Annotated in this window: 4 protein-coding genes; 2 read left to right on the plus strand and 2 right to left on the minus strand. The window is 69.1% G+C overall.

Annotation, left to right across the window (positions count from 1 at the left end):
* Together DBR34_RS04065 and DBR34_RS04070 are read left to right on the plus strand one after the other, a co-directional pair.
* On the plus strand, nt 1-1,036 hold a 1,036-nt coding region (locus DBR34_RS04065; RefSeq protein WP_258223653.1), incomplete at its 5' end, for a sensor histidine kinase.
* Nucleotides 1,024-1,725 (plus strand): LytTR family DNA-binding domain-containing protein, encoded by a 702-nt coding sequence (locus DBR34_RS04070; RefSeq protein WP_128095813.1) that lies wholly within the window; start codon nt 1,024-1,026, stop codon nt 1,723-1,725. The genes DBR34_RS04065 and DBR34_RS04070, both read left to right, overlap by 13 nt.
* An 18-nt stretch (nt 1,726-1,743) precedes the next feature.
* Here DBR34_RS04070 and DBR34_RS04075 read toward each other — a convergent pair whose 3' ends face one another.
* Nucleotides 1,744-2,022 carry a hypothetical protein gene (locus DBR34_RS04075; protein ID WP_128095814.1) on the minus strand — a complete coding sequence of 93 codons (279 nt, stop codon included), beginning with the start codon at nt 2,020-2,022 and terminating at the stop codon, nt 1,744-1,746.
* A 46-nt stretch (nt 2,023-2,068) separates the two neighbouring features.
* Nucleotides 2,069-2,449 carry a helix-turn-helix domain-containing protein gene (locus tag DBR34_RS04080; protein WP_038688119.1) on the minus strand — a complete coding sequence of 127 codons (381 nt, stop codon included), beginning with the start codon at nt 2,447-2,449 and terminating at the stop codon, nt 2,069-2,071.
* Nucleotides 2,450-2,559: the final 110 nt, after the last annotated feature.

Below are 2,559 nucleotides of genomic sequence, written 5' to 3' on the forward strand. Positions count from 1 at the left end.
GGTGCTGGAGGGCTGGCGGCCACTGCTCGGGTACGCCTACCCGTGGCATGGCCCGCGCCTGCTGGCGCTGCTGGCGCTGCATCTCGCGGCGGCGGTCCTGCTGCCGGCCTACCTTGCACGCCGCTTCGGCGTGGCGGTGCCGACCGCCCTGCGCATCGCCTACCTGGCAGCGCTGGTGGCCGTGGTGGCATTCGTGCCGGGCTTCGATGGACGCGGTGCGGCGCTGCTGTTGCTGAGCCTGCTCAGTGCCGTCGCACTGCTGCTGCGCGCCCGCGGCGAGCCGGACGAGCGTTGGCCGATCCTGACCCTGGTGCTGGCCGGTGCGCTGGCGATTCCGCTGCTGCGCGGCGCCTTCCTGGACGGGCCGTACTTCCTGTTCCTGGCGGTGTTGATGGGATTCCTGCTGGTGCGGCACGCCGCACAGCTGCGCGTCCTGGACGCGCATAACGCGCTGCTGCGCGAAGAACGCGCGCGCCTGTCACTGCAACTGCTGCAACGGGGCATCCAGCCGCATTGGTTGATGAACACCCTGACCTGCCTGCAGGAACTGATCGAGCAGGCACCGATGCGCGCCAGCGCCCTGGTCGAAGCGTTGGCCGAGCAGTTCGATCGCCTGCGCGCCAGCAGCAGCCAGCAACGGGTCGCGCTGGAGGACGAACTGGCGCTGTGCCGCAACCACCTGGACATCGTGGGCATGGCGATGGAACGGCACATCGCATTCGACGTCGACGCCGACCAACACGGCCTGTGGCTGCCACCGGGGGTGCTGCACGCCCAGGTGGAAAACGCGCTCACCCATGCCGGCGCGGTGGCCTGCGCACAGCAGCCGTTCCGGCTGCGCGTGCAGCGCCAAGGCGAGCGCTGGATCGTGGAGCTGCGCAGCGCGCGCGGCATGGCACCGCATCGCGGCCAGGGCACCGGCACGCGCTACATCGAAGCCAGCCTGGCGGCGGCGTGGCCAGACCGCTGGCGCTTCGTGCAGGGTGCCGACGGTGCGGACTGGTACGGCCGGATGGAGCTGCCATGCGCATCCTGATCGTCGAAGACGAACTGCTGGTACGCCAGCGCCTGCTGCGCCTGTGCACCGAGCTGGCCGGCAGCCGGGCGCGGTTCGATGCGGTGGCCGACCTGGAGGCCGCCGGTGACCGCCTGCAGCGCGCGGTCTACGACGGTCTGCTGCTGGACCTGAACCTGGGCGGCGAGGACGGCTTCGAGCTGCTGCGCCGTGCCGTCGCCGGGCGTTACCACTGCGTGGTGGTGTCGGCCCATCGCGAGCGTGCGTTGCAGGCGTTCGAGCATGGCGTGCTGGATTTCGTGCCCAAGCCGTTCTCACGCGAACGCCTGGGCCTCGCGCTGGAGCGCCTGCTCGACGTCAGCCGCGCGCGCGCCGGCAGCGCCCGTTACCTCGGCATCTGGCGGGCACAGGGCACTGCCGTGGTCGAACTGGCCGACGTGCAGTGGATCCGCGCCGATGGCGACTACAGCCAGCTGCGCATGCGCGACGGCCGCAGCGAACTGCACGACAAATCGCTGGCCGGCCTGGGCGCGGTACTACCGCCGGATTTCGTGCGCTGCCACCGCTCCTACGTGGTCAACCTGCGCCATGTGCGCAGCCTGCACGCCGGTTCGGGCAGCCGCTACTGGCTGGTACTCAACGACGGCACGGAGCTGGCCGTGGGCCGGGCGCATGTGGCCGCACTGCGCGGCGAACTCGCGCTGGGCTGACCCCGCCCCGGCACAGGCTCAGAGACCGCCGGTGGCGGCCTTGGCCTTCTTCCACGCCGCCTCGAATTCGGTGGCGGTGATGCCGTCGTCCGAATCCAGGTCGAACCACGACAGCGGCTGGTCGGCCAGCAGGAAGCGTTCGTCGCTCTGGCCGTGCTTGTCGGCCCAGGTGGTCACGCTGCGGTACACCTCGACCTGGCGCACGATCACATCGCCAACGGCCTCGATGTAGACGTTGCCCTGGCCGAGATCGGACTCTGCCCAATGCTTGAAGTACTGCTTTTTGTTCGTGCTCATCGGGAGGTTCCGGGTCTGGCGCAACGTGGGGGGTGGGGAATATACCTCAGCGCCGCCGCGACGTCGCTCGCGGCTGCAGCGCATCCAGCGCCCCGGCGTTGCGCCGCGCCCAGTCGTAGATCAGCTCGATCGGCTCCACCAGCTGCACGCCCAGCGGGGTCAGCGCGTAGTCAACCGACGGCGGCACGGTGGGATATTCGGTACGCAGCACAAGCCCGGCGGCCTCCATCTGGCGCAGGGTCTGGCTGAACATTTTTTTGGAGATGTCCGGCAGGCTGCGGTGCAGCGCATTGCTGCGCGCGGTGCCGTCGTGGCGCACCGCCAGCGTGTGCAGCACCATCGAGGTCCACTTGGTGCTGAACAGCTCCAGCACCCGCCGCGGGGCGCAGTCTTCACGCCATTGATCTTCCTCGCTGCCGGTTTTCATTGCCTGGTTACCATTTGGTGCCTTCTTTCGAGGCGTGCGCACCTATCCTACTGTGTGCGCCTGATAGTGGATGGAAAGGCGGCAGCATGAACAACAAGGCACTCGTCGTG

The organism is Stenotrophomonas sp. HMWF003 (genome assembly GCF_003061285.1).
In the GTDB taxonomy this organism is placed as follows: domain Bacteria; phylum Pseudomonadota; class Gammaproteobacteria; order Xanthomonadales; family Xanthomonadaceae; genus Stenotrophomonas; species Stenotrophomonas maltophilia_AP.